Consider the following 25289-nt stretch of genomic DNA (forward strand, 5'->3'; position numbering starts at 1 on the left):
TTGGATATACAGATAAATATAAAAAACATATTAAACTTATATGATTAAATACTAATGGGGAGAGGGGTTTAGGTTAAAATGGATAATTTAATGTTAAACAACAAAATTTATTTAGAAGGAACTGTAGTTTCAGAATTAGAGTTCAGTCACGAGATGTATGGAGAGGGTTTCTATACATTTAACTTAGAGGTTATGAGATTAAGTGATTCAAAGGACTTATTAAATATTACTGTATCAGAAAGATTAATAACCACTATGGATTTAAAAATTGGAACTGAAATAGTAGTTGAAGGACAATTAAGAAGTTACAACAAATTTATAGATGGAAATAATAAGCTTATCTTAACAGTTTTTGCAAGAAATATAGAATACTGTGAAGAAAGAAGTAAAAATCCTAATGAGATTTTCTTAGATGGATTTATTTGTAAGGAGCCAGTTTATAGAACAACTCCATTTGGAAGAGAAATTGCTGACTTATTATTAGCTGTAAATAGATCTTATAATAAATCAGATTATATCCCAACTATAGCATGGGGAAGAAACTCAAGATTCTGTAAAACATTAGAAGTAGGGGATAATATAAGAATTTGGGGAAGACTTCAAAGTAGAGAATATCAAAAGAAAATATCTGAAACTGAAGTTGTTAAGAAAATAGCATATGAGGTTTCAATTTCTAAAATGGAAAAAGTATCTGTTGAATCAGAACAAAATGAATCAGGTGAAGAAATTTCTTAAAAGTTTTAATAAAAAGGCCATGGGAATAAATCCTCATGGCTATTTTTTATTATTTTCTTAAATCATCTAATATTTCTGTTTTATCTTTAGTCTTTTCATCAACAGATTTAATAATTTTAGCAGGAGTTCCAGCTACAACTACGCCAGCTGGTACATCTTCAACTACAACTGAGCCAGCAGCTACAACTGAGCCTTTTCCAATTTTAACACCTTCAAGGATAACAGCATTAGCTCCTATTAAAACATCGTCTTCTATTATACATGGAGTTTTGCTAGGTGGTTCTAAAACTCCAGCAACAACAGCTCCAGCACCTAAGTGAACTCTTTTTCCAAGTTTTCCTCTAGCACCTATTACAGCGTTCATATCTACCATTGTACTTTCGCCTATTTCAGCTCCTATGTTTATGACAGCACCCATCATTATAACAGCATTATCTCCGATTGATACTCTGTCTCTTATTATTGCGCCAGGTTCGATTCTAGCGTTTATGTTTAAAAGGTCTAACATTGGAATAGCTGAGTTTCTTCTATCATTTTCAAGTCTAAAGCTTACTATTTTATCTTTATTTTCTGTTAAGAAAGTAGCAACTTCATCACTTTCTCCAAATAATACATAGAAATCATTATTTCCATAACATTCTATTGAACCTAATTCTACACCTTCTAAGTTACCTTTAAGATAAACTTTAACAGGAGTTGATTTTTTTACTTCCTTTATGAATCTAGCAATTTCATATGGATCTGTAAAGTTATAACTCATATTAAATTACATCCTTTCTATTTATAATGCATTTTGTCTATATATTTATTAAAATATAACATACAATATAAATTATTATAAACAAAAATGATTATCAATAAAAGAGAAAAACGTAAAATTTATATTATTTAATAAATAGATTGTTTAAAAAATCAAATATATTATAAAATATAATTTAAAGGAGTGATAAAATATGGCAAGACTTAAAGAAGGATATGTTCAAGTATATACTGGAAATGGAAAAGGAAAAACTACAGCAGCAATGGGATTAGCTTTTAGAGCTGCAGGTGATGGAATGGAAGTAAAGGTGGTTCAATTCCTTAAATCATGGAAAACAGGTGAGTTAGAATCTGCTAAAAGATTTGATAACTTAGAGATATTAAGATTTGAAAAGGTTAAAGGATTTACCTGGGAATTAAATGAGGAAGAGTTAGCTCAGTTAAAATCAGAAGTTAGAGTAGGCTTTGATTTTGTAAAAGGACTAGTTGAAAATAGAGGATGTGATATATTAATTTTAGATGAGGTAATGGCTTCAATTTCTGGAGGATTCATAGGAGAAGATGAAATTGTAGAATTAATTGAAAAGAAACCTAAAGATATGGAATTAATTCTTACAGGTAGAAATGTACCAGAAAAAATAATGGAAAAAGCTGATTTAATAACAGAGATGAGAGAAATTAAACATTATTATAAAAAAGGAGTTCCAGCTAGAGAGGGGATAGAATTTTAATGAATAAAAATGTTATTGGGGTAGAAATATCAGGAATAAGAAAATTCTATAATGAAGTAGTAAAATTCCCAGAGGCTATATCATTAACTCTAGGACAGCCAGATTTTCCTGTTCCAGAAAAGGTTAAAGAAGCTATGATAAGGGCTATTGAAGAAGGAAAGACAACATATACAGCTAATGCTGGTATAGTTGAATTAAGAGAAGAAATATCAAGCTTATTAAAAAATAATTTTGACATTGATTTTAGTAAGGATGAAATAATTATAACTGTAGGTGGAAGTGAAGGTTTATATGCAGCTATGACAGCCCTTTTAAATTCTGGAGAGAAGGTTTTAGTTCCATCAATTGCATATCCAGCTTATGAAAGCATAAGCAAAATAATAGGATGTGAAGTTATAAATTACGATTTAAATGAAGATTTTTCAGTTAACATAGAAAGTTTAAAAGAAGGAATAAAACAAGGGGGAAAACTTTTAGTTCTTTCTTATCCATGTAATCCTACAGGGGCATTACTTAGTAAAAAAAGTAGAGATGAGTTAATAGAGATTATAAAAGAAAATGATATATTGGTATTAACTGATGAAATTTATTCATCTCTTTGTTTTGAAGAGGAGTATTATTCTGTAGCTCAATGCAAAGATATAAAAGAAAAAATAATATATGTAAGTGGATTCTCTAAGATGTTTTCAATGACAGGTCTTAGAATTGGATATGTAGCATGTTCTAAGGAAATATATGATCAAATTATAAAGGTTCATCAATATAATTCTTCATGTGCAACATCTATTTCTCAATGGGGAGCCTTAGAAGGATTAAAATCTTGTATGAATGATGTTGAAAATATGAAGGAATCTTTTAAAGAAAGAATGAATTTTACTTATAAAAGATTAAAAAGTATGGGCTTAGAAGTGGAAAAACCTAAAGGAGCTTTTTATATTTATCCTAATATAAGTAAGTTTGGATTAACATCAGAAGAATTTTGTCATAGATTACTTGAAGAAGGCAAAGTTGCCTGTGTACCAGGAGATGCCTTTGGAAAAGGTGGAGAAGGATATATTAGAATATCTTACTGTTATAGCAAAGATGAACTTGAAAGAGCTTTAGATAAATTAGAGGCTTTTGTAAAAACTTTAAAAAAGTAAACTATGTCTTAAATAAAAGATAATTTAAAAAGGTAAAAATAAAATAAGTTATATAAAATTAAAAATAAAACTTATAAATAGTATTAAGAGAAGAAAATAATTCTCAAAATATATTTATAAGTTTTATTGTTTTACTTTGTTTTAAATATTTTTATTTCTTATGAATAATTTAAATTGAAAGGTTCTAAAAGAGTATATAATCTTTTAAAATCTTCTTTCAGATCTTTAAATTCGTACATAGAAATTAATGATACTTTAAACAAAAAGTGTTTCAGCATTTTATAAAGGTTTTATTAGAAGTTTAGTTGTAAAACATCATCCATTGAGTATTTTCCAGCTTTAGTTTTATCAGCCATGTATTCACATGCTTTTAAAGCACCTATAGCGAAAACATCTCTTGAAATAGCTTTGTGATTTATTTCTATAACTTCACCATCACCAGCAAAAATAACTTCGTGGTCTCCTATTATTCCGCCACCTCTTACTGTATTTACACAGATTTCATTTTTTTCTCTTTTAGCAATTCCTTCTCTTCCGTAAAGTAATTTTGTTTCTTCCTTAAGAGAATCTTGAATAGTATGAGCTAATAAAAGGGCAGTTCCACTTGGAGCATCAACTTTTTGATTGTGATGTCTCTCTACAAGTTCTATATCAAAGTTCTCATAAAGAACTGGAGCTACTTTCTTTAATAAATTATTTACTAAATTAATACCTATGCTCATGTTAGCAGATCTAAATAGAGGGATTTCTTTTGAAGATTCTTCTATAAATTTTAAGTCTTCAGCAGTGTATCCTGTTGAACATAGTATAAGTGGTTTTTTAGTTTTCTTTGAAAATTCTACTAAGCTTTTTAAAGCATCAGCTCTTGAAAAATCTAATAATACATCATAGGAAACATTGCAATCTTCTGGTTTTGCAAAGATTGGGTAAGGTCTTTGAGCCTTAGTGTTATTATCTATACCAGCAACTATTTCAACATTAGGAAATTTTGTTTCAGCTAAGTTTGAAATTACGCTACCCATTTTTCCTGAACAACCATTTAATATAACTTTAACCATAATTGGTACCTCCGATATTAGTTTTAAATAAGCATAACCACCTAAAGGCGATTATGCTTATTATATAATAGATTATTTTATTAAACCATTAGCTTTTAAGTTTTCTTCTAATATTACTAAATTAGAATCTTCCATTTCACATAATGGTAATCTTAATGGTCCACAGTTAAAATTCATTAAATTCATAGCTGTTTTAACTGGGATTGGATTTGTTTCTATAAATAAAGAATTTGCTAATGAAAGATATTTAAGTTGAAGGTTACGTGATTCAATAACTTCTCCTAAGAAATATTTTTCACATATATTGTGAGTTTCTTCAGGAAGAATATTTGCTAAAACTGAAACCACACCAGCTCCACCTAGGGATAAAATTGGAACTATTTGATCATCATTACCTGAATAGATAGCAATTCTATCACCACATAATTCAGCCATTTTAGCTACCTGTGAAAGATCTCCGCTAGCTTCTTTTATAGCAACTACATTATTTAAATCTGCAAGTTTATCAAGCATTAATGGAGTTATATTCATTCCAGTTCTTGATGGAACATTATAAAGCATAATAGGAATATTTATTGCATCATTTATAGCATTGAAATGAGCATATAATCCTTTTTGAGAAGTTTTATTATAATATGGAGTTATTATTAATACCATATCAGCGCCAACTTCTTCAGCATATTTACTTAATTCTATTGAAGCCTTAGTATTATTTGTTCCAGTTCCAGCTATTACAGGAACTCTTTTATTTACAACTTCCACAGAGAATTTTATAACTTCTTTCTTTTCTTCTAAAGTCATAGTAGAACCTTCTCCTGTAGTTCCACAAACTAAAATAGCGTCAGTATGATTTTTAATGTGCCATTCTAATAATTTTCTTAGCTCTTCATAATTAACGCCATCTTCAGTAAATGGTGTTATTAAAGCTACACAAGACCCTTTAAACATACGTATTACCTCCAAAAAAATAAATTATTTTTCGTTTATAAGTATTTCAGCAATTTGAATTGCATTAAGAGCTGCCCCTTTTCTTATATTATCAGCCACAACCCAAAGGTTAAGACCATTATCTAAGCTGAAATCACGTCTTATTCTTCCAACAAAGACCTCATCTTTTCCACTAAGTTCAAGTGGAGTAGGGTATTTTAAGTTTTCTACATCATCATGAACTATTATTCCTTTAGAACTATTAAATAAATCTATAACATTTTCAAGTTCAAATTCAGAATTAAGCTCTACATTTATACTTTCACTATGAGCATTTAAAACTGGTACCCTAACTGTAGTAGCAGTTATTCTTAAATTATCATCATGAAGTATTTTCTTTGTTTCTTCAATCATTTTAATTTCTTCTTTTGTGTATCCATTATCTAAGAATACATCTATATGAGGAATTACATTACCTAATATAGGATATGGGAATTTCTTTGTAGTTCCTTCTTGTAAATCTAATATACCTTGAATTCCAGCTCCTGAAACTGCTTGGTAAGTTGAGTAAACTATTCTTTTTATACCATATTTATCATATAGTGGCTTTAAAGCTACCATAGCTTGAATTGTAGAACAGTTTGGATTAGCAATAATACCTTTATGCCATTTTACATCCTCTGGATTTACTTCTGGCACTACTAAAGGAACTTCTTTATCCATTCTCCAAGCACTACTGTTATCTATAACCACTGCTCCATGTTTTGCGAAAATAGGAGCAAATTCTAAGCTTACACTTCCGCCTGCTGAGAATAATGCAAAATCTATTTTCTTGTTTTCAATATTAGCTTCGCATAATTCTTCAACTAATACATCTTCACCTTTAAATTTTAAAGTTTTTCCTGCTGATCTTTTTGATGCGAATAAATATAATTCTTTAACGGGGAAATTTCTTTCTTCTAGGATTTCAAGGAATTTTCTTCCAACATTTCCTGTTGCCCCAACTATTGCTACATTGTACACAATATCCCTCCTAAATATAATCTTAATATATTCTATTTCTATATATTAAATATAGTTCAATGATAAACACTTTATCAAGTATATTTTATGATTAATTTGAAGGATTTGAGTAAGTTAACTTTCATATTTGACTAAATATGAATATTTAAGCTTATAGGGGGAATAATAGTTTTAAAAATAAATTTAAGGTAGGGGAAGAATATGAGCAAGACACCATTAAAAAAAATTATAAAAGGAAAAATAAAATCTAATAAGGAATTAACACCAGCAGAAAAATTAAGAGAAAAGATGAAATATGAAATAGCTGGTGAATTAGGATTAAGTGATAAGGTTGATAAATTTGGATGGGGAGGATTAACTGCTGAGGAAACAGGAAGAATTGGTGGGTTAATGACTAAGAGAAAAAAAGAACTTAAATTACCTAGTAATGATGAAATATTAGGTAGGAAAAAAACTCACGTTGACGAAAAGTAAAAAAAGTATATAATTTTTAGGTAGAATAATATATGGGGGATTTAAATTATTATGAAGAGTTATAAGATGATGGCAAAAGTGTATGATGAACTTATATATGAAGATGTAAACTATGAGAACATAGCAGAATACGCCTTATCAAAATGTGATAAGTATAATATTAATAAAGAAATGTATTTAGATTTAGCTTGTGGAACAGGAAATGTTGGTGTTCATGTAGGAAAATCCTTCAAAGAAAATTATTTTGTTGATCTTTCACAGGATATGCTTATAGAAGCAGATAAAAAGCTTAGAGAACATAGAGTTAGAGGTAAGATAGTTTGCCAAGATATGTGTGAGTTAGGGTTAAATAGAAAGTTTGATTTAATAACATGTGTTTTAGATTCAACAAATTATATTTTAGATGATGAAAGTGTAGAAAATTATTTAAGAGGGGTATATAATCATTTAAAAGAGGATGGTTTATTTATATTTGATATAAATTCATACTATAAAATATCAGAAGTATTAGGCAACAATGTCTACACATATGATAGTGAAGAATTATTTTATGCTTGGGAAAATATTTTTGAGGATGAAATAGTAGAGATGAATTTAAATTTCTTTGTGAAAGATGGAGAAAAGTATGAAAGATTCACAGAAGTTCATGAAGAAAGAGCTTATAAGGAAAGTGAAATAGAATATATTCTTGATGTAATAGGTTTTAAAATAGTAGAAAAGCATAATGGTTATACAGATGATGAAGTAACACCAGATACTGAGAGAATAGTTTATATAGTAAAAAAATAACGGAGGGATTAAATTATGAGTGATAAATTAATAAGAGCCATAGCTAAAGATGGCATGATAAGAATATTTGCAACAGAAACTACAGAGTTAGTTGATGAGGCTTCAAAAATACATGATTGTACACCTACAGCTGCTGCTGCCTTAGGAAGAATGTTAACAGCAGGTACTATGATGGGAGCAATGTTAAAATCAGATAAAGAAGTTGTAACTTTACAAATAAATGGTGGAGGAATGGCTAAAGGGGTTACTGTAACTGCTTACTCAGATTGTAGTGTTAAAGGATACATAGGAAATCCACATGTTGATTTACCTTTAAACACAGAAAATGGTAAATTAAATGTTGGTGAAGCTATTGGTAAAAATGGTGGATTAACAGTAATTAAAGATTTAGGATTAAAAGATCCATATGTAGGACAAGTTCCTATATATAGTGGAGAAATAGCTGAGGATTTAGCATATTATTTTACAGCTTCAGAGCAAATACCTTCAGCAGTTGCCCTAGGAGTATTAGTAGATAGAGATCATTCAATAAAAAAAGCTGGTGGATTTATAATTCAATTATTACCAGGAGCGGATGAACTTTTAGGTGACTTACTAACATATAGACTAGATGAGATTCCTTCATTAACTACAATGCTATCAGAAGGAAAAACAATAGAAGAAGTTATAGAATTCATTTTTGATGGAATGGATTTAAAGATATTAGAAGAAGAAACTCCAAAATATAAATGTGATTGCTCAAGAGAAAAAGTAGAGAGAGCATTATTAAGCATAGGATACAAAGATTTAAAAGAATTATATGATGAAGGTAAAGAAGAGGAATTAAAATGCCACTTCTGTAATAAAGCATATAAGTTTACAAAAGAAGATATAGGAAAATTATTAGAAGAAAAAGAAAAATCTATTGCTGATGAAGTTTCAGAAGAAATGAAAAAAGCAGAAGAGAAAGAAAAAGAAGAAAAAAATAAAAAATAAGTTGACAAATTAATTTTAAGTTAATATAATAATAAATGTCTTGAAGAGCTCAAGACATTTGGCTCGATAGCTCAGTCGGTAGAGCAGAGGACTGAAAATCCTCGTGTCGCTGGTTCGATTCCTGCTCGAGCCACCATTATTGCGGGAGTGACTCAATGGTAGAGTGTCACCTTGCCAAGGTGAAAGTTGCGAGTTCGAGTCTCGTCTTCCGCTCCAAATGCGGGTGTAGTTCAATGGTAGAACACCAGCCTTCCAAGCTGGATACCCGGGTTCGATTCCCGGTACCCGCTCCATATATGGCGCTATAGCCAAGTGGTAAGGCAGAGGTCTGCAAAACCTTTATTCCCCGGTTCAAATCCGGGTGGCGCCTCCATAAAAAACATCTATAAGATTTCTTATAGATGTTTTTTTATGCTCTTTTAAAATAGTGTTGATTTATTAATATATAGATATAAATATTATTTTAAAAATAGAGTCTTTTTAAATTAAAGATTTTATTAGCTTTTCACCAAAGTTAGAGAATTTAATTTCCTTAAATACTTTTCTTAATGTAATATGGTAGAGTTCTTCATTAGCTATAGAAGAATCCTTTATGAAAAGTTTGATTATTTGAGTGTCTTTATATTTAAACCAAGTTAAAACGGCAATTACATCTTTATTTATAGGTTTTTCAGAAATCTTAAGAGTATTATTCTCTTTATATACAATTAAATCCTTATGAGATACTGAAAAAAATTCATTAGAAGGACAAGTATATTGAATTAACCTTACATTATCAATAGCTATTAGCAGATCTAACTTTTCTTTATCTCCCAAGTCATTAGTAATTTCTTTTTGTAGTTTCACAACTTTTTTCATAATAAAAATACCCCCTACAGATAAAATTATAAACTAATAGTAAAGGTTTACAAATCATGGAATAAAGTATCAATAAAGTGCCTTAAAAAGCATATAATATATTAAATTACAACTTACAATATAATATGTTTTATATCATAAGAAAAGTACATTAATATTTTGAGAATTTATTAGTATAAATAATTAATTTAACATTAAAAATGCTTTTTTGTAAATATATTGAAAATTAGGATACATAATGTATTAATTATATTTTAAATAGATATAATATATAAATAAACTTAGTAGGGGGAGTAAAGATGTTTTTAGCTATTATAATTGTTTTATCTTTATGTTTAACTTATTTAATTCTAAGGGATAATAAAGAAAATAATAAAAATAAATCAAAGATAAATAGGGGATGGAAGGTAACTCCATATTTAAGTTTAAGAATAAGTTCCTTTGAAAGTAGGATTGATCTAGAGAAGATGAGGTTAAGGGAATTGATAAAAAATACTATAAGGTTAATGGATGATAAAGTTACTTTTATAGATTGTAATAGTGACGGCTTTTATATAAAAAGTAAAAATGAATTGATTTATATAGAATTTTTAGTAGGGGACCAAAATGTAGAAAAAAATAAAGAAAGTGTTTCTTTAAAAAATAATGAGATGGCAAAGTTAGAATTATATAATACAATAAGAAGTACTATTAGGAAGTATATATGGTTTTGGGAAGAGAATTTTATTAATCCACTAAAAAGTGAATTTAATATAAGATTTTCAAGTGGAAATATAATTATGAAAATTAGTAAAGAAGATAAAATAATTTTTAATAAAGATGAGGAAAATAATACTTTAAAAAATGAATCTTAAGTTTAAAGAGAAATTAATTAGATTTTTAGGATAGATATAAAGGAAACTTTATATTTATCCTTTTTATGTGTAAAATTAAAATATACTATTTAAAATAAAGTTGTAATTAAATTTTAATTAATTTAAAACTTAATTAAAAGTGAAAATATGAGGGGAGTATTAATATGAAAATAAAGGATATAAAAAAATTAACTGATTGCAAGTTTTTAAACTTATATAAATTAGATATTGAGAATAAGGTTGGAAATTCTAAGGAATACTTTATAGCAAGTAGAAGAACAGAAAAAGATTTAAGCTGTGTTGTAAATAAACATGATAAGGCAGATGGTGTTATGATAATTCCAATAACAGAAAATGATGAGTTTGTTCTGTTAAAGCAATTTAGACCTGCTATAAATGATTATATATATGAATTCCCAGCTGGACTTATAGACAATGGAGAAGATGCAATAAAGGCTGCTACAAGAGAGCTTTTTGAAGAAACTGGACTTTTAGCTAGTGAAAGTGAATATTTAATAAAGCCTAGCTATACGTCAGTAGGTATGTCTGATGAATCTGTAGCTGTGGTTAAAATGAAGGTTTATGGAACTATTTCAATAGAAAATTTAGAAGAAAATGAAGAAATAGAAGTTATTAAAGTGCCTATAAAAGAGGCTAAAAACTTTGTTAAAGAAAATAATGTATCAATAAAAACTGCATTGGTTTTAAGCTTTATGTAGATTATAAATAAATTAAAGGAGCTTTATGAAATTTCAAGATAAAATTTATAAATGTGTTAAGAGTTTTTCTTCATACTATTTATAAACTTTATTAGTGAGTTATTTTCATAATGCTCCTTTTAAAATATATTATTATACTAAAATTTCTTTTGGTTCTTTAGCTAAGTTATGAACTACACCTTCTGGAATTTCTCCTTTGTGAAGTTTTAAGGCATTTAATGCAGCGCCTTTAATTGGTGGAAGTATAGGTGCTGTTAGATTAAAAGCAGTATAATTATCCTGAAGATAATTTCTTAGTGGGTCTAAGATAAATTCTTTTGAGTTAAATACACTACCAGAGTAAGAGATATTTAATACTCCTGTAAATTCAAGTTGATTAGTTAATCCATTTACCATTAGAAGACATTCTTTAGCAGCTTGTCTATATATATCTAAAGCATATTTATCTCCTTTAAGAGCAGCTTTGTAAACTAACATTGCAAGATTTGCAACTTTAGTTCTATCTTGTTTATATTCATCCTTTATGAGGAATATTAAATCAAAATCATTTTCTAGTTTTAATTCATTTTTAAATATATCATAAAGGGCAGTTCTTTCTAATCTATGATCAGATTGTTTTCCAAAGATTTCAACCCCTTTTTTAGCAATCCAATATCCAGAACCTTCATCACCACATATATATCCCCATCCACTAGTTCTTGCTGTTTTTAAATCATTAGTTATACCAGAGGCAATTGCTCCTGTTCCTAGAATTATACATATTCCTGGTTGACCAGCTAAGGAGCCAGCTAAGGCAACTTCTACATCGTTTCCACAAGAAAATTTATTTTCTCCTAAGATTTCAGCTATTATAGAGTTCATTTTTAATTTTTCACTTTCATTCTCACCATAAGCAGGTAAACCTAAAAATGAGTAACTAAGATCATCTCTGCATATATTAATTTCATTACAAATCTTATCAATACCTTCTTGAATACCTTTTCTAAAACCATCAAAACCTACTTGATGTATATGACATGTACCACTAGTATAAGTTGATAAAACCTCTCCTAAATGGTTTATAAGCATAAATGATGTTTTTGTTCCACCTGCATCAATACCTAAATAAAACATACTTTTCCCCCTCTTAATACATAGTTGTAATTACCACTTGGTTTTATTTTACTATATTATTAAATGTATAATCAATGGGAATGGAAAAGTATGAATTAAATTAAATAATAATTCAGTAAATATTAAATTTATCCACTTATTATCTGAAAAATATATATTTAAGTTGTAACAATAAAGGTGATAAATATAAAAAATAATATTTATATGCTATTTTATCAACATTTATTACTATATTGAGTAAAATATAGTGATTGTTAAATAGTTAATATACTACCTCTATCTATTAATTTACCATTAGAAAGATAAATTGGTTCAACATCATATTTTAATAAAAAGTTTTTAATATCATTTCCATAGGAATGATTTTCTAAGTTGCCAAAGAAAGCCATTTGATTTTTTGAAATTAATCCGCAGGTTCCACCTATAAATCCATAATCTAAACCAGGAAGAGAAATATCACCACTAGGAATTAATAATATATCAAAGCCATGAGGTTTTAGGGCTTTATAAATTCCTTTATCAGAAGTTATTAAGGCTTTTTCAGAAACTACAGCAATAGAACACTTAGAATATCCTTGCTTTATGTTTATTAAGTTTTTTTCCTTTACTGATTCAATTAGCTTAGGATCAGTAAATTTTAGATTATGTATAAAATCATTTTTTAAGTTTACAGCATTTAAAATTACATTTCCAGGATATTTATCTTCTAAGTTATAAGAGCTTTTTATAATATTTAAATCCTTTGGAACAGAGTTAAATAATTCTTCAGAGGAATCTTTAGCTAATAAAAGAGTATTTTCATTAAGTATATTTATTTGTATATCTGGATGACCGTCTATAGCATCATATAGTTTAGGATGTTTTGGTACCTTAATTATATTAAGATTTAAATCCTTTAGTTTTTTTTCTTCTAATTGTGAAATTCTATAATCAACAAAACAAGTTCTCATAATAATCTCCTCATTCAAAATTTTATAATTTCATTTTACTAAAAAATTAAAGAAATTGTCGATTAATGAATTTATATTTTTGAATATTACATGTGAATTAATACATACTAAAAGTAAAGAAAGGAGTGAGAAAAATGCTTCTAATGACATTATGTTGTGAGGAGGAAAAAAAATTAATAGAGGACATACAGAGTATAAAAAGTGTTTTAAAGAGCAAAGGAATTATAATTGGTGTGTCAGAAAGTATTTCATGTGGAACTCACTTCGTTAAAATATACTATGGAAATAGTGACTTTGATGAAAAGATAAGAGAGACCATAATGTTATATATAAGTAATGTTATCTATAATGTTATAATAGAACACTATAGAGAAAAAGAAATGCTTCATTATATAAATGAAAATTATTTCTTTTTAAAACATGATGAAATATTAGAAATTGATTTAGCTATAAATAAAATATTAAAAGGAGAGCAAAAGATTTGTTCTGATAAAGATTTTTATTGTTTAAATAAGGTAAATGACATTATAGAGAATATAAAAGAATTTATATTAGAAAATGATTATATAAACATAGAAGGTTTTATAACTTTTAGAATGAAACCTTTGTTAAAGTATATAGAATGTATTATAGATAAAGTAGTAGAAGATTATATGATTGAAAAAGAATATAATGAATTCATAAAACTATTAAAGTATTTTGTAGATATACAAGATTGTAAATTAGAAGAAGTAAATATAATAGTTCAAAGAAATGGATCCTATGAAGTTAAAGATTCTAAAGGACTTGATATCTTTAAGGATTTTTTAAATGAAATTACAGATATTGCTGAAGAGGGAATAATAAATATAGAAGATATTATTATTAGTGGTTTAATAACCAATGCACCAAAAAAAATAAAAATATATAATGAAGAATATTGCATTAATAAAGAATTTATTCAGACTATAAAAAGTGTCTTTGGTGAAAGAGTAGAAACTCATAGAAGTTACAATGATATTTTAAAAAAATAAGTTTTTAAACTTAAAAATATTTATTGTAATAAATCTTAAAATTATAAGTTTTAAAGATAAAAACTATTATTTTATTTAAAAGAAATTGATGAATTGTGTTGACAATAAAAAAGAATAATGATAAGATAACTGATGTCAAGAAGAAACAGCCGTTTCTCACCTTACAGCTATTAATGCTAGTTTGGTCATGAATTTTATTACATTTGATTTTGGTAATAGAGGACGGCTTAAAACCGTCCTTTTTTATTTATATATTTGTGTTGGCTAAATTCTATCGGAGGTGAACAAGATTAGTAAAAATTTTGCAATCAATCAAGAAATAAGAGAAAAAGAGGTTAGATTAATTTCTAGCACAGGAGAGCAACTTGGTGTTGTATCAGGAAGAGATGCACAAAAAATGGCAGATGAGGCTGAGTTAGACTTAGTTATGATTTCGCCAAATGCTAAACCACCAGTTTGCAAAATAATGGATTACGGTAAATTTATTTACGAGCAATCTAAAAAAGAAAAAGAAGCAAAAAAGAAGCAAAAGGTTATCAGTGTTAAGGAGATAAGAGTTAGCCCAACTATAGAAAAGCATGACTTAGAAATAAAAGCTAAGAATGCTAAAAAATTCTTAGAAGCTGGAGATAAAGTCAAGATAACTGTAAGATTTAGAGGAAGAGAAGCTGAGCATTCACATGTTGGTGTTAAGATATTAGATAGTTTCTTAGCTCAATTAGAGGAAGTATGTTCAGTAGAAAAACCTGCTAAATTAGAAGGTAGAAACATGATAATGATTTTAGCTCCTAAAAAAGCGTAACTTGAGAGGAGGATACTTACAATGCCAAAAATGAAAACTCATAGAGGTGCAGCAAAAAGATTCAAAAAAACAGGAACTGGAAAGTTAAAGAGAGCTCACGCTTTCACTAGCCATATCTTAACAAAGAAAAGTGCTAAGAGAAAAAGAAATTTAAGAAAAACTGGTTATGTTTCAACTGCACAAGAAAAAGCAATGAAGAAATTATTACCATATCTATAAGATAAAACACGGAGTAGGAGGTCTAGAAAATGGCAAGAGTTAAGAGAGCGGTAAATGCTCGTAAAAATCATAAAAAAGTTTTAAAACTTGCAAAAGGATACTATGGTGGAAAAAGCAAGTTATTCAAAACTGCTAACGAATCAGTAATAAGAGCATTAAGAAATGCTTACGTTGGAAGAAGATTAAAGAAGAGAGACTACAGAAGATTATGGATAGCTAGAATAAACGCAGCTACAAGAATGAACGGTCTTTCATATTCAAGATTCATGAACGGAATGAAATTAGCTGGTGTTGATATAAACAGAAAAATGCTTTCAGAGATAGCTATAAATGATCCAAAAGCATTTGCTGATTTAGTTGAATTAGCTAAAAAGCACTTAAACGCTTAATATCAGATGCGAGTTTATCTCGCATTTTTTTTATATTTTATTTATATTTTATAAGTTTAATTTTATTCAGACTTTTATCTGAATAAAATTAAACTTATTTGCAATTACAATTAAATAAAATTACTTTTAAATTCTAAAAATAAGACAACTTTACATATATAAATTAAAAATAAGATATAATAAAATTAAAGGGAAAATATAATATTAGTTTAAGTTGGGGGTTTAATTATGTACATTAAACTGACAAAAAAGATAAAATTTAGTGCCGTTCAGATTTTAGCTTTAGGTTTTTCTATGGTTATTTTATTAGGTGCTATAATATTAAGTCTTCCAATATCATCTAAAAGTGGTGAGTTTACTCCTTTTTTAGATAGTTTATTTACTTCAACTTCAGCTGTATGTGTTACGGGACTTATAACATTAAATACAGCGGCACATTGGAACTATTTTGGGAAAACTGTCATAATAATCTTAATACAAATAGGTGGATTGGGATTCATGTCCTTTACAACTTTATTTGCCTTAATGGTTAAGAAAAAAATAACCTTAAGGGAAAGACTTCTTATACAAGAAGCTATGAATACCTTTGGAATACAGGGGTTAGTTAGAATGATTAGATATATCTTAGCATTTACATTTTCAGTAGAAATGTTAGGTGCACTATTATTATCTACTCAATTTATACCCAAGTTTGGATTCTTAAAAGGAATATACTATAGTATTTGGCATTCTATATCAGCTTTTTGTAATGCAGGGTTTGATTTATTTGGAGATAATCTAGTTGGATATGCTAACAATAAAACTGTAATATTAACAATTGCAGCCTTAATAGTAATTGGTGGTTTAGGATTTACTGTTTGGTCAGAATTATATAATTATAAGGGATATAAGAAATTATCTTTACACTCTAAAGTTGTAATAATGATAACAGCTATCCTTTTAATTGGGGGAGCTATTCTTATGTTCATATTTGAATATAATAATCCTAATACTCTAAAGTATATGAGTTTTGGAGATAAATTAACTAATGCATTCTTTGCTTCAGCAACCACAAGGACTGCTGGATTTAACTCTGTTTCTACTGCGGATATGACTTTAGCTGGAAAATTCTTAACTATATTATTAATGTTTGTAGGTGGATCACCAGGGTCAACAGCAGGGGGAATTAAAACTGCTACCTTTGGTATAGTAGTACTTACTCTAATCTCTATAATAAGAGGAAGAGAAGATACTGAAGTATTTAAAAAGAGAATTTCAAAAGAATTAGTGTATAAGGCTTTTGCTGTTTTATTTATAGGTTTTGGTATAGTGGTACTTGGAACATTAATTTTAGCAGTAACAGAACCAGGATTTTCATTAGAATATATTCTATATGAAGTTACATCAGCTTTTGCTACAGTTGGATTAACTCTTGGATTAACTCCATATCTTTCAGTAATAGGAAAAATAATAATAATAATAACTATGTATTTAGGAAGAGTGGGCCCTATGACTGTTGTTCTAGCTTTAGCTAATAGAAAGAAACCAAGTGCATACAAATACCCAGAAGATAAAATATTAATAGGATAAATAAGTTAGGAGTGTAAGGCTTATGTCAAGTAAACAATTCGTTATTATAGGATTAGGAAGATTTGGATCATCAGTAGCTAAAACTTTATATGCTTTAGGTCATGATGTTTTAGCAATTGATTCTAATGAGGATTTAGTTCAAGAAATATCAGATAGTGTAACTCATGCAGTTCAAATGGATGCAACAGATGAAAATGCTTTAAGAACTTTAGGATTAAGAAATTTTGATGTGGCTGTAGTTACAATAGGAGCTAACATACAAGCAAGTGTTATGGCAACATTACTTGTAAAAGATATGGGAATAAAATATATAATTGCTAAGGGAAATAGTGATTTACATGCTAAAGTTTTATATAAAATAGGAGCAGACAGAGTAATCTTACCTGAGAAGGATATGGGAGTTAGAGTAGCTCACAACTTAGTTTCTTCAAGCATCTTAGATTATATAGAATTATCTCCAGATTATTCTATAATTGAAATAGAAAGTCCAAAAGAGTGGTATGGAAAGTCTATGAAAGAATTAAGCTTAAGAAGTAAATACGGAATAAACGTAATGGCTATTAAGAGAAACAATGAAGTTAATATATCTCCAGATGCAGATGATGTTATTAATAAGGATGACATAGTAGTTGCTATAGGTTCTGCAGAGGATTTAACAAAATTAGAAGGAAAGATATTTAGACATTAATATCTTCTAGAAAGGATTATTTGCTTTGTTAGAAATCGAAAGTAAAAACAATAACTTATTTAAAGAGATAAAAAAGTTAAAAGAAAAAAAGCATAGAATAAAGAGTAATAAGTATCTTATTGAAGGTTTAAGATTTGTAGAGGAAGCTATAAAAAGTAAAGTATCAATAGATTCAATAATTTTTACAGAAAGTTTTAAGGAGAAAAATCCTGACTTATTCTTAAAAATTAATGAAAATATAAAGCTTATACAAATGAATGAAACTCTTTTAAAACAACTTTGTTCAACGGAAAATCCACAAGGAATTGTTGGTGTTATAAATATGCAAAACAAGGAATTAAAAAGTGGAGAGCTAGTTGTTTTAGTAGATAAGGTTCAAGATCCAGGAAATATGGGAACAATAATAAGAACAGCTCATGCAGCAGGTGCAGCAGGAATAGTAATGACTAAAGGTACTGTTGACATATATAACGATAAGACTCTAAGATCAACAATGGGTTCAATATTTTATATTCCAATTGTTGAGGATAATTCTTTAGATTTTGTAAAATCATTAAAGAAGGAAGGGTATAAACTTGTAGTAAGTTCTCTTCAAGGAAAAAATAATTTCTTTGAAGAAAATCTTCAAGGAAAAGTTATGATAGCTGTTGGTAATGAGGGAAATGGTGTCAGTGATGAAGTATATGATATTGCAGACATAAAAGTTAAAATTCCTATGCCTGGTGAAGCTGAATCTTTAAATGTAGCTGTAGCTACTTCTATAATGATATATGAAAAGATAAGACAATCATTTAAATAAATCAAGAGGTTTTATAAAAAAGACTTTTAATAAAACTTACAAATATATTCTAAGAATTACTAGAGATTCTTTTAATACTATTTGTAAGTTTTATTATTAACTTTTCATATAATCTCTTGATTTTTTTTATAAGTAAAATTCTATTAAATAGGAAAAAATAATAAATGCCTTGATTATAAATACTATTATATGTATAATATACTTTGAATTGAATAGATAAAAACATTGATAGAGAGAGTAGATATAGTAATTTCTTATCAGGGAAAAAATGCCATGGACTGAAAGCATTTTTAGAAACCTATATTGAAGTTCACTCTGGAGTTCTAACTGTGAAATATAAAGTAGTAGTTAGCGGCATAGTCGTTATTTGAAATTAAGTGAGTACTAATTTTTTTAGTACTAATTAGGGTGGTACCACGGATATGAATACCCCGTCCCTTGTTTTTGAGGGATGGGGTTTATTTTATTTTAATTGAAATGTGTCAATAATGAAAATATACTATTAAAATTAAATCTAAGATTAAATAATGACTAAAAAATAGATATTAGGGTTCTAAGAGCTTTAAGATAAAATCTAATATATTAATTATATATCAGGAAAGGAGAATGAAAATGCAAGATAAGTTAAATCAAATTAAAGAATTAGCTTTAGTAGAAATTAAAGAAGCTAAAGATAGTACTACTATTGATACAATAAGAGTTAAATATCTTGGTAAAAAGGGAGAACTTACAACTATATTAAGAGGAATGGGATCTCTATCTAAAGAGGAGAGACCAATAGTTGGTAAGTTAGCTAATGAGGTAAGAGAGGTTTTAGAAGCTGAATTAGAGGCTGTAACAAAGGCTGTTAAAGAAGCTGAAAAACAAGAAAAGCTTAAAAATGAAGTAATAGATATTTCAATGCCTGGTAAAAAACAAACAATAGGAAAGAAACATCCATTAGAGCAAACTTTAGATGAAATGAAAAAAATATTTGTTTCAATGGGATTTGCTATAGAAGATGGTCCAGAGGTTGAGAAAGATTACTATAACTTTGAAGCCTTAAACATTCCTAAGAATCATCCAGCTAGAAGTGAGCAAGATACATTTTACATAAATGATAATGTAGTTTTAAGAACTCAAACTTCTCCAGTTCAAGCTAGAGTAATGGAAAAACAACAACCACCAATAAAAATGATCTCACCTGGTAAGGTATTTAGATCAGATGCTGTTGATGCTACGCATTCACCAATATTCTACCAAATGGAAGGTCTAGTTATAGATAAGGATATAACTTTTGCAGATCTTAAGGGAACTTTAGAGTTATTTGCTAAAAAAATGTTTGGTGATAAAGTAAAAACTAAGTTTAGACCACATCATTTCCCATTCACTGAGCCATCAGCTGAAATGGATGCTACATGCTTTGTATGTAACGGAAAAGGATGTAAAGTATGTAAGGGAGAAGGTTGGATAGAAATACTAGGTTGTGGTATGGTTCACCCTCAAGTTTTAAGAAACTGTGGAATAGACCCAGAAGTTTATAGTGGATTTGCTTTCGGCTTTGGTGTAGACAGAATGGTTATGCTTAAGTATGGAATAGATGACATAAGATTATTATACGAAAGTGATATGAGATTCTTAAATCAATTCTAGTTTTAAAATAGGAGGTAAAAAAGATGAAAGTACCATTTAATTGGCTTAAAGATTACGTTGATATAGATATGACAGCAGAAGAGTTAGGCGATGCTTTAACTTTATCAGGATCAAAAGTAGAAGAGGTCGTAACTGCTGGTGCAGAAATAGAAAATATAGTTACTTGTCAAATAGATAAAATAGAACAACATCCTGATGCTGAAAAGCTTAAAATTTGTCAAGTAAACATAGGATCAGAAATGATTCAAATAGTAACAGCTGCAGATAATATGAAAGAACATGATAAAGTTCCAGTAGCTTTACATGGTGCAATATTAGCAGATGGAAGCAAAATCAAAAAAGGTAAATTAAGAGGAGAAGTTTCAAACGGAATGTTCTGTTCAGAAGAAGAATTAGGAATTGCTGACGGAAAAGAAGTTATTGGACTTATGATTTTACCAGAGGATGCTCCAATTGGTGTTTGTATAAAAGAATATTTAGGTCTTAATAAACAAGTTTTAGATTTTGAAATAACTTCAAATAGACCTGATTGTTTAAGTGTTTTAGGTATGGCTAGAGAAACAGCAGCTACAACAAGAAAAACTTACAGAATGCCAAGTACTAAGTTTGAAGTTAAATGTGATAAAAACATAAATGATGAAATAAAAGTTTCAGTTAATGATAAGCTTTGTAATAGATATATGGCTAGAGGAGTTAAAAATGTAAAGGTAGCTCCATCACCAACTTGGATGCAAGAAAGATTATTAGATGCTGGGGTTAGACCTATAAATAACATAGTTGATATTACTAACTTTGTTATGTTAGAGCTTGGTCAACCAATGCATGCCTTTGATAGAAGAGAATTAAAATCTTCTAATATAGTAGTTGAGAGAGCTAAAGATGGAGATAAATTCGTAACTTTAGATGAAATAGAAAGAGAATTAAATTCAGATGTTCTTTGCATAAAAGATGGAGAAGAGATAGTTGCTTTAGCTGGTATAATGGGTGGATTAAACTCAGGTGTTAAAGATGATACAACAGAGATTGTATTTGAATCAGCTAACTTTGATGGAACTAACATAAGAGTTAATTCTAAAAATTTAGGATTAAGAACTGAAAGTTCATCAAGATTTGAAAAAGACATAGATCCAAACTTAGCAGCTTTAGCTTTAGACAGAGCATGTGCTTTAGTTGAAGAACTAGGCTGTGGAGAGATTATGGAAGGCACTATAGATGTCTACAATAATGTTAAAGAAGAAAAGACTTTAGAAGTAAGTGTTAGCTGGATAAACAAATTCTTAGGAACTTCATTAGAAGCAGAAGAAATGAAGAGATGTTTAGATAGCTTAGATTTAAAAACTACTATAAATGGAGATACATTAGAAATATTAGTACCTACATTTAGAATAGATGTTGATATAAGAGAAGATGTAGCAGAAGAAGTTGCAAGAATCTATGGATATAATAATATTCCAGCTACTTTAATATCAACTAGTACAGAAAAAGAAGCTAAGGACAAGAAACAATTATTAGATGAAAAAGTTATAGATACAATGTTAGCATCAGGCTTAAATCAATCTATAAGTTACTCATTTGTAAGTCCAAAAGTATTTGATAAAATATGTGTACCAGAAGATAGTAGCCTTAGAAATGTTGTTAAAATAAAGAATCCACTAGGAGAAGATTATAGTGTTATGAGAACTTCAACACTTCCTTCAATGATGGAATCTTTAGCTAGAAACTATTCAAGAAGCAATGAGATAGTTAGATTATTTGAAATAGGTAAAACTTATATTCCAAATTCAGATGAAAATGAATTACCAACTGAAAGAAATATATTAACAATTGGTATTTATGGACAATGCGATTACTTTGATTTAAAAGGAATAGTTGAAAACTTATTAGATTCATTAGGTCTTAAGAGCGCATCATTCAAGAGAATGAGTGAAAATCCAAGTTATCACCCAGGAAAAACTGCTGAGTTAATATTAGGTAGAACTTCACTAGGTGTTTTAGGAGAAATTCACCCAGATGTTAATGAAAACTACGGAGTAGATGTTCCTTGCTATGTTACTGAATTAGATTTAGATGCTATGTATAACTTCTCAAAAACAGAGAAAGCTTACAAACCATTACCTAAGTATCCAGCAATAACAAGAGATATAGCTTTACTTGTTGATGATGCAGTTCTAGTTCAAGAAATAGAAGATGCAATAAGAAAAGCTGGTGGTCAAGTAGTTGAAAAAGTTGAATTATTTGACGTTTATAAAGGTGCTCAAATACCAGAAGGTAAGAAGAGTATTGCATATGCTATAGCTTACAGAGATCCAAGCAAAACTTTAAAAGATAAAGATATAAATAAAGTTCATGATAAGATACTAAGAGCTTTAGAATATAAGCTAGGAGCTCAATTAAGAGAGCAATAATAGTTTTAAATATGTTATGTATATGTTAAAATGTACATAACATATTTTTTATTATGGAAGTAAGAGGTGTTTAAGGAAGTATGGCGACTGTTACGGTAACAATAAATGGAGTTGAATATAATTTAAAAGGCCATGAAGACGGAGAATATTTAAAAAAAGTAGCTGAATACGTAGAAGAAAAAACACAAGAGATGGCAACAAAAAATAATAAATTAAGTGCACTTGGAGTTTTATCTTTATCTGCATTAAACATAGCTGATGAATTATTTAAAGGAAACGATGAATATAATCAACTTATAGATTATTATGAAAAAGTAAAATCTGAATTAGAAAAGTCCAAAAAAGAAATAGAAGATCTTAAAGAACTAGAAGGAGAAAGTGTTTCTTTAAAGGAAAAACTAGATAAGATTACTTCAGAGAAAGAAGCCTTAGAAAAGAGTTTTAATGAATTAAAAGATAAAAAAGAAGAGATTGAGAAAAGCAGAGAAGAACTTAATAATAAATTTAATAAGCTAAATAGTGAAAATTCTAATTTAAAAGAAGAGCTTAAGAATACAAATAATAGAATGAATAATTCTAATGAGGAAATAGCTAATTTAAAGAAAGAAATTGAAAGATTAAAAAGTGAAAATAATAGTTTAAAATCAGCTAAGGATAAAAACTCACATGAAGTTGAAAAATTAAGTAAAGAACTTAAAGAGGTTAAATCAAATAATGCTGAGTTAAACAAAACTATAGAAATCTCAAGAAATAAAGAGAAAAACTTAAGTAATGAGATTAATAATTTAAAAAGTAAAAATAATAATGTGGAAAAAGAGCTTAGAGATCTTAAGGAAAAAAATAATAGCTTAAGCAGTATAGTTACTGAAGCTAAGAAAAACTTAGAACTATTAAATAAAGAGATTAATAGCTTAAAGGAAAGAAATAAGACTCAAAGAGAAGAAAATGAAAAGTTAACTTTAGAAGGAGAAAATCTAAAGATTAATTGCAAAGAAATAGAAGAAAAACTTGAAGGTTTAAATAAAGAAAATGGACAACTTAAAGAAACTTCAGAGCTTTTAAATAAAGAAAAAATTTGGATTAAAGATCAAAATAGTGGTTTAAAGAAGCAAATTTTAGAGTTAGAAGAAAATCTTCAATTAGCTTTAGAAGAAAAAGATGCTTTAGGTAAGAAGATTTCAGAGGATATGGAAGTTGAAATGAAAGCCTTAAAGGAAGAAGCTGAAGAAGTTAAGGCTGAAATGGAGATTTTAGAAGAGGAAGCTAAAAAGTTAAAAAGAGAAAAAGAACTTTTAATGGAGAATAATAAAGAGTTAAGACGTAACTGGCAAACAGCTAAGTATAAACTTTTAGATTTAGAGCAAAAATATTTAGATTCTCAAGTTAAGCTTGCCACTTCAAAAAAATCAAATAATGTTCTTTTAAAGAAAAAATAAAAGTGTATTTAGAGACTGTAAGAGATTTATGTGAAAATAAATTTTCTTACAGTCTTTTATAGTTTTAAATAAATTTATTATTTATATTAAGTAGTATATAAGACTTAATCTATCTTAAAATTCTTATAAGCTTAATTTAAAAGTAAGCTTTAATTACTAAATTGGGAAATAAAAAACTCCTTAAAAATTGTGTATCTTTATATAACTTACTTATTTATATAAAGATATAGTGAAAAATTAACTTTGATTTTAAATTTTACTTTTATATCAATTAAAAAATAAAATTATTTTTATAGGGGATATGAACATGGAATTAATTTTCTGTCCTTGAAGTAACAAGGAGTTAATTTTGTCTCTTCTAAGAATTTATAAAGTTTTTCGAAATTTCTACCTACATGCTCTATTTTGTGAGAATCTGAACCAAGGGTTATATATTTACCTCCAAGTTCTCTATAGTATGAATAGATTTCTACCATGTTTTTAAAGGAAGTTTCATCATCTAAACGAGTAGTATTAAGTTCAAGAACTTTATTTTTAGCTATTAGTGTTTTAAAAATAGCTTGGAATTTAGATTTAAAATCCTTAAGAGTCATTTCCTTATCATTATAAGTACTGTATCTACAAGGATAATCTATATGTCCTAAAGTATCAAAAATATCATAAAATTCTATGCATTTAAGCATATTATCAAGATATTCACCATAAACAACTTCTTTAGGTCTAGTATCTTGTTTTAGAAATCTAGAAAGAGTAACACCATTTATAGAATGAATAGAACCTATTATCATATCAAATTTATCTTTGTATTTTTCATAAAAGGCAAAGTTTTCATCTACATTGTTCATTGCAAGTCCAAGTTCTACACCTTGTTGCATATTTTCTCCTCTATATTTACTGTATTCCTTTAAATAACCTTCAATATCAAGTTCAGCAAATTGAGGGTGAGTTTTTAAATTATAATCTAAATGCTCTGTAGTTATTATTCCGAGATTATTTTTTTTAGCCTTCTCTAATATATCCTTAATTTTTAATTCAGAGTCAGCTGAAAATTCTGTATGTATGTGACAATCATAAAGCATTTTGTAACCTCCGCATAAATATTAGTATAATTTAATTTTATCATAACTTAGAAAAATATTAAGGGAAGCAAATTGCTTTAAGGTTTATTTAGTTATTATATTTAAGACTATCATAGGGATATTTTTGAATTTAACTTAGAAGTAAAAATAA

The 25289-nt window shown here is 28.0% G+C and carries 26 protein-coding genes, 4 tRNA genes and 2 other annotated features; of the genes, 22 read left to right on the top strand and 8 right to left on the bottom strand.

Annotated features, from left to right (window positions below; genetic code table 11):
* Positions 1 to 78: 78 nt before the first annotated feature.
* Positions 79 to 735: a single-stranded DNA-binding protein gene (locus I6G60_RS05790; RefSeq protein WP_003454917.1), complete on the top strand. Its 657-nt coding sequence runs from the start codon at positions 79 to 81 to the stop codon at positions 733 to 735.
* Between the two features lie 49 nt (positions 736 to 784).
* Here the strand turns inward: I6G60_RS05790 and dapD are convergent, their stop codons facing one another.
* Positions 785 to 1495, bottom strand: coding sequence for a 2,3,4,5-tetrahydropyridine-2,6-dicarboxylate N-acetyltransferase (gene dapD, locus I6G60_RS05795; protein WP_003454957.1), 711 nt, complete (start codon positions 1493 to 1495; stop codon positions 785 to 787).
* Positions 1496 to 1688: 193 nt separating this feature from the next.
* Between dapD and I6G60_RS05800 the strand changes: the two genes are divergently transcribed.
* Entirely contained in the window at positions 1689 to 2225 is a 537-nt protein-coding gene (locus tag I6G60_RS05800) for a cob(I)yrinic acid a,c-diamide adenosyltransferase (protein WP_003451437.1), read from the top strand.
* Positions 2225 to 3367 carry a pyridoxal phosphate-dependent aminotransferase gene (locus I6G60_RS05805; RefSeq protein WP_011590992.1) on the top strand — a complete coding sequence of 381 codons (1143 nt, stop codon included), beginning with the start codon at positions 2225 to 2227 and terminating at the stop codon, positions 3365 to 3367. Before I6G60_RS05800 ends, I6G60_RS05805 begins: the two co-directional genes overlap by 1 nt.
* Before the next feature lie 293 nt (positions 3368 to 3660).
* On the opposite strand, the gene dapB is transcribed toward I6G60_RS05805, so the two are convergent.
* From dapB to I6G60_RS05820, 3 genes are all read right to left on the bottom strand, one after another.
* Entirely contained in the window at positions 3661 to 4425 is a 765-nt protein-coding gene (gene dapB / locus I6G60_RS05810; RefSeq protein ID WP_003455184.1) for a 4-hydroxy-tetrahydrodipicolinate reductase, read from the bottom strand.
* Positions 4426 to 4497: 72 nt separating this feature from the next.
* Complete coding sequence (gene dapA / locus I6G60_RS05815; protein WP_011590991.1) at positions 4498 to 5373, bottom strand: 4-hydroxy-tetrahydrodipicolinate synthase; 876 nt, start codon at positions 5371 to 5373, stop codon at positions 4498 to 4500.
* A 24-nt stretch (positions 5374 to 5397) separates the two neighbouring features.
* Positions 5398 to 6375 (bottom strand): aspartate-semialdehyde dehydrogenase, encoded by a 978-nt coding sequence (locus I6G60_RS05820; RefSeq protein WP_003468781.1) that lies wholly within the window; start codon positions 6373 to 6375, stop codon positions 5398 to 5400.
* A gap of 201 nt (positions 6376 to 6576) precedes the next feature.
* Here I6G60_RS05820 and I6G60_RS05825 point away from each other — a divergent pair, with 201 nt between their 5' ends.
* From I6G60_RS05825 to I6G60_RS05855, 7 genes are all read left to right on the top strand, one after another.
* A complete protein-coding gene (locus I6G60_RS05825) occupies positions 6577 to 6849 on the top strand; it encodes an alpha/beta-type small acid-soluble spore protein (protein WP_011590990.1) in 273 nt (90 codons plus the stop codon).
* A gap of 51 nt (positions 6850 to 6900) precedes the next feature.
* Positions 6901 to 7638, top strand: coding sequence for a class I SAM-dependent DNA methyltransferase (locus I6G60_RS05830; RefSeq protein WP_011590989.1), 738 nt, complete (start codon positions 6901 to 6903; stop codon positions 7636 to 7638).
* Between the two features lie 15 nt (positions 7639 to 7653).
* A complete protein-coding gene (hslO, locus tag I6G60_RS05835; RefSeq protein WP_003454848.1) occupies positions 7654 to 8613 on the top strand; it encodes an Hsp33 family molecular chaperone HslO in 960 nt (319 codons plus the stop codon).
* Between the two features lie 60 nt (positions 8614 to 8673).
* Positions 8674 to 8749 (top strand) — tRNA-Phe (locus I6G60_RS05840).
* A gap of 5 nt (positions 8750 to 8754) precedes the next feature.
* Positions 8755 to 8829 (top strand) — tRNA-Gly (locus tag I6G60_RS05845).
* Positions 8830 to 8832: 3 nt separating this feature from the next.
* Positions 8833 to 8906 (top strand) — tRNA-Gly (locus I6G60_RS05850).
* A gap of 5 nt (positions 8907 to 8911) precedes the next feature.
* Positions 8912 to 8986: transfer RNA gene (locus I6G60_RS05855), tRNA-Cys, on the top strand.
* Positions 8987 to 9093: 107 nt separating this feature from the next.
* On the opposite strand, the gene I6G60_RS05860 is transcribed toward I6G60_RS05855, so the two are convergent.
* Positions 9094 to 9471, bottom strand: a complete 378-nt coding sequence (locus I6G60_RS05860) for a hypothetical protein (protein WP_003455018.1) — start codon at positions 9469 to 9471, stop codon at positions 9094 to 9096.
* Positions 9472 to 9770: 299 nt separating this feature from the next.
* On the opposite strand from I6G60_RS05860, the gene I6G60_RS05865 reads away from it, so the two are divergent.
* Positions 9771 to 10325, top strand: coding sequence for a hypothetical protein (locus I6G60_RS05865; protein WP_003451404.1), 555 nt, complete (start codon positions 9771 to 9773; stop codon positions 10323 to 10325).
* A gap of 164 nt (positions 10326 to 10489) precedes the next feature.
* Positions 10490 to 11044, top strand: coding sequence for an NUDIX hydrolase (locus tag I6G60_RS05870; protein WP_011590988.1), 555 nt, complete (start codon positions 10490 to 10492; stop codon positions 11042 to 11044).
* Positions 11045 to 11176: 132 nt separating this feature from the next.
* On the opposite strand, the gene I6G60_RS05875 is transcribed toward I6G60_RS05870, so the two are convergent.
* Positions 11177 to 12157, bottom strand: a complete 981-nt coding sequence (locus tag I6G60_RS05875; protein ID WP_011590987.1) for an N-acetylglucosamine kinase — start codon at positions 12155 to 12157, stop codon at positions 11177 to 11179.
* Positions 12158 to 12411: 254 nt separating this feature from the next.
* Positions 12412 to 13107 (bottom strand): DUF6873 family GME fold protein, encoded by a 696-nt coding sequence (locus tag I6G60_RS05880; protein WP_011590986.1) that lies wholly within the window; start codon positions 13105 to 13107, stop codon positions 12412 to 12414.
* 134 nt (positions 13108 to 13241) lie between these two features.
* Here I6G60_RS05880 and ytxC point away from each other — a divergent pair, with 134 nt between their 5' ends.
* The 10 genes from ytxC (at position 13242) to I6G60_RS05930 (ending at position 24059) form a co-directional block, all read left to right on the top strand.
* On the top strand, positions 13242 to 14120 hold the full coding sequence (gene ytxC, locus I6G60_RS05885; protein WP_011590985.1) for a putative sporulation protein YtxC: 879 nt from the start codon (positions 13242 to 13244) through the stop codon (positions 14118 to 14120).
* 131 nt (positions 14121 to 14251) lie between these two features.
* Positions 14252 to 14371 (top strand) — a sequence feature (ribosomal protein L20 leader region).
* 29 nt (positions 14372 to 14400) lie between these two features.
* Entirely contained in the window at positions 14401 to 14922 is a 522-nt protein-coding gene (infC, locus tag I6G60_RS05890; RefSeq protein WP_011590984.1) for a translation initiation factor IF-3, read from the top strand.
* 21 nt (positions 14923 to 14943) lie between these two features.
* The gene (gene rpmI / locus I6G60_RS05895) at positions 14944 to 15141 is read left to right on the top strand and encodes a 50S ribosomal protein L35 (RefSeq protein WP_003451643.1); all 198 of its coding nucleotides are present in this window, start codon (positions 14944 to 14946) and stop codon (positions 15139 to 15141) included.
* Between the two features lie 29 nt (positions 15142 to 15170).
* Positions 15171 to 15530, top strand: coding sequence for a 50S ribosomal protein L20 (gene rplT, locus I6G60_RS05900; RefSeq protein WP_003451332.1), 360 nt, complete (start codon positions 15171 to 15173; stop codon positions 15528 to 15530).
* A gap of 228 nt (positions 15531 to 15758) precedes the next feature.
* The gene (locus tag I6G60_RS05905; RefSeq protein WP_003451277.1) at positions 15759 to 17099 is read left to right on the top strand and encodes a TrkH family potassium uptake protein; all 1341 of its coding nucleotides are present in this window, start codon (positions 15759 to 15761) and stop codon (positions 17097 to 17099) included.
* 22 nt (positions 17100 to 17121) lie between these two features.
* Complete coding sequence (locus tag I6G60_RS05910) at positions 17122 to 17787, top strand: potassium channel family protein (protein ID WP_003451483.1); 666 nt, start codon at positions 17122 to 17124, stop codon at positions 17785 to 17787.
* Positions 17788 to 17812: 25 nt separating this feature from the next.
* Positions 17813 to 18586, top strand: a complete 774-nt coding sequence (locus tag I6G60_RS05915) for a TrmH family RNA methyltransferase (RefSeq protein WP_011590983.1) — start codon at positions 17813 to 17815, stop codon at positions 18584 to 18586.
* A gap of 216 nt (positions 18587 to 18802) precedes the next feature.
* Positions 18803 to 19028: a binding site (T-box leader), on the top strand.
* Positions 19029 to 19198: 170 nt separating this feature from the next.
* Positions 19199 to 20218 carry a phenylalanine--tRNA ligase subunit alpha gene (gene pheS, locus I6G60_RS05920; RefSeq protein WP_003451091.1) on the top strand — a complete coding sequence of 340 codons (1020 nt, stop codon included), beginning with the start codon at positions 19199 to 19201 and terminating at the stop codon, positions 20216 to 20218.
* 23 nt (positions 20219 to 20241) lie between these two features.
* Positions 20242 to 22623 carry a phenylalanine--tRNA ligase subunit beta gene (gene pheT, locus I6G60_RS05925; protein ID WP_110016131.1) on the top strand — a complete coding sequence of 794 codons (2382 nt, stop codon included), beginning with the start codon at positions 20242 to 20244 and terminating at the stop codon, positions 22621 to 22623.
* Positions 22624 to 22703: 80 nt separating this feature from the next.
* Positions 22704 to 24059, top strand: coding sequence for a cell division protein ZapA (locus tag I6G60_RS05930; RefSeq protein WP_011590981.1), 1356 nt, complete (start codon positions 22704 to 22706; stop codon positions 24057 to 24059).
* A gap of 290 nt (positions 24060 to 24349) precedes the next feature.
* Here the strand turns inward: I6G60_RS05930 and I6G60_RS05935 are convergent, their stop codons facing one another.
* Positions 24350 to 25138: a histidinol phosphate phosphatase gene (locus tag I6G60_RS05935; RefSeq protein WP_003469844.1), complete on the bottom strand. Its 789-nt coding sequence runs from the start codon at positions 25136 to 25138 to the stop codon at positions 24350 to 24352.
* Positions 25139 to 25289 lie beyond the last annotated feature (151 nt).

The sequence above is a fragment of the Clostridium perfringens genome, from assembly GCF_016027375.1.
Classification (GTDB): domain Bacteria; phylum Bacillota; class Clostridia; order Clostridiales; family Clostridiaceae; genus Sarcina; species Sarcina perfringens.

Bases quoted from the DNA above. Each gene is read 5' to 3' on its own strand.
- I6G60_RS05790 (WP_003454917.1), top strand. From the start codon at position 79: ATGGATAATTTAATGTTAAACAACAAAATTTATTTAGAAGGAACTGTA.
- dapD (WP_003454957.1), bottom strand. From the start codon at position 1,495: ATGAGTTATAACTTTACAGATCCATATGAAATTGCTAGATTCATAAAG.
- I6G60_RS05800 (WP_003451437.1), top strand. From the start codon at position 1,689: ATGGCAAGACTTAAAGAAGGATATGTTCAAGTATATACTGGAAATGGA.
- I6G60_RS05805 (WP_011590992.1), top strand. From the start codon at position 2,225: ATGAATAAAAATGTTATTGGGGTAGAAATATCAGGAATAAGAAAATTC.
- dapB (WP_003455184.1), bottom strand. From the start codon at position 4,425: ATGGTTAAAGTTATATTAAATGGTTGTTCAGGAAAAATGGGTAGCGTA.
- dapA (WP_011590991.1), bottom strand. From the start codon at position 5,373: ATGTTTAAAGGGTCTTGTGTAGCTTTAATAACACCATTTACTGAAGAT.
- I6G60_RS05825 (WP_011590990.1), top strand. From the start codon at position 6,577: ATGAGCAAGACACCATTAAAAAAAATTATAAAAGGAAAAATAAAATCT.
- I6G60_RS05830 (WP_011590989.1), top strand. From the start codon at position 6,901: ATGAAGAGTTATAAGATGATGGCAAAAGTGTATGATGAACTTATATAT.
- hslO (WP_003454848.1), top strand. From the start codon at position 7,654: ATGAGTGATAAATTAATAAGAGCCATAGCTAAAGATGGCATGATAAGA.
- I6G60_RS05860 (WP_003455018.1), bottom strand. From the start codon at position 9,471: ATGAAAAAAGTTGTGAAACTACAAAAAGAAATTACTAATGACTTGGGA.
- I6G60_RS05865 (WP_003451404.1), top strand. From the start codon at position 9,771: ATGTTTTTAGCTATTATAATTGTTTTATCTTTATGTTTAACTTATTTA.
- I6G60_RS05870 (WP_011590988.1), top strand. From the start codon at position 10,490: ATGAAAATAAAGGATATAAAAAAATTAACTGATTGCAAGTTTTTAAAC.
- I6G60_RS05875 (WP_011590987.1), bottom strand. From the start codon at position 12,157: ATGTTTTATTTAGGTATTGATGCAGGTGGAACAAAAACATCATTTATG.
- I6G60_RS05880 (WP_011590986.1), bottom strand. From the start codon at position 13,107: ATGAGAACTTGTTTTGTTGATTATAGAATTTCACAATTAGAAGAAAAA.
- ytxC (WP_011590985.1), top strand. From the start codon at position 13,242: ATGCTTCTAATGACATTATGTTGTGAGGAGGAAAAAAAATTAATAGAG.
- rpmI (WP_003451643.1), top strand. From the start codon at position 14,944: ATGCCAAAAATGAAAACTCATAGAGGTGCAGCAAAAAGATTCAAAAAA.
- rplT (WP_003451332.1), top strand. From the start codon at position 15,171: ATGGCAAGAGTTAAGAGAGCGGTAAATGCTCGTAAAAATCATAAAAAA.
- I6G60_RS05905 (WP_003451277.1), top strand. From the start codon at position 15,759: ATGTACATTAAACTGACAAAAAAGATAAAATTTAGTGCCGTTCAGATT.
- I6G60_RS05910 (WP_003451483.1), top strand. From the start codon at position 17,122: ATGTCAAGTAAACAATTCGTTATTATAGGATTAGGAAGATTTGGATCA.
- pheS (WP_003451091.1), top strand. From the start codon at position 19,199: ATGCAAGATAAGTTAAATCAAATTAAAGAATTAGCTTTAGTAGAAATT.
- pheT (WP_110016131.1), top strand. From the start codon at position 20,242: ATGAAAGTACCATTTAATTGGCTTAAAGATTACGTTGATATAGATATG.
- I6G60_RS05930 (WP_011590981.1), top strand. From the start codon at position 22,704: ATGGCGACTGTTACGGTAACAATAAATGGAGTTGAATATAATTTAAAA.
- I6G60_RS05935 (WP_003469844.1), bottom strand. From the start codon at position 25,138: ATGCTTTATGATTGTCACATACATACAGAATTTTCAGCTGACTCTGAA.